This is a genomic window from Faecalitalea cylindroides ATCC 27803, assembly GCF_000469305.1.
Lineage (GTDB): Bacteria > Bacillota_I > Bacilli_A > Erysipelotrichales > Erysipelotrichaceae > Faecalitalea > Faecalitalea cylindroides.
In genome coordinates this window covers 1-725 of record NZ_KI270965.1, presented here as the reverse complement: position 1 = coordinate 725, position 725 = coordinate 1, and the positions used below count along the sequence as shown (strand labels likewise).

Sequence of the window (725 nt, the reverse complement as noted above, 5' to 3'; positions counted from 1 at the left end):
TTTTCAAAGAAGCGAACTAAAATATTTCCATAAATGGTTAAGATAGTTGTTTCTTCATCATACTCAATTCGGTCAATTTGATCATATGCAAATAATGAATCATTGATTCCAGCTCGATTATCATAAAACGTATAAACAATTTCTTTGTCTTTAATCGTAACGACTTCGTTGCTTTTACAACGAAAATCTGCCGTTAAATATGCTGAATAGAATGACCAGAATATCGTTGCAAAGCACATTGGTACTACAACCGTTAATCCTAAGAATAATAGATATACCCACTCCTTTACCATGAAGACATAAGCAATATTTAAAATACCTAAAATTAAAGCTAATACTTTAAGCATTACTGACAGTGCATAAAATATTTTCATAGGGATTGATACCGTCTTCACTTTTTTTTACCACTTTTGTTTAAAGCTTTTTTACGTTTTTTGCTGTCTATTTTTAAAAATCTTGTTTCTTCGTTCATATCCAAAAATTTACATCCTTTTGATTTTATTGTACCCTATATTATTTGAAGAAGGAAATAAAATAGCAATTTGCAATGTTGCAATATATTAAAATTACAAATTTTTAATTTCTTAATCGCAATAATTTCCTCTTTCAAATCTTTCAAACGAAGAATTCTAGTATTAGACAGTTAATTCATAATTGTCTTGACGTCAATGAATACCAGATTAGTTTAGTGCATACTTAACCTTCAACAATCTATAAAACAGATA

The 725-nt window shown here is 28.0% G+C and carries 1 protein-coding gene; it reads right to left on the bottom strand.

Going from position 1 to position 725, the window contains the following annotated elements; all coding sequences use genetic code 11:
• Positions 1–347, bottom strand: a 347-nt coding sequence (locus tag HMPREF0367_RS01515; RefSeq protein WP_148449344.1) for a hypothetical protein, incomplete at its 3' end; no start/stop codon positions are given.
• Between the last annotated feature and the right edge of the window lie 378 nt (positions 348–725).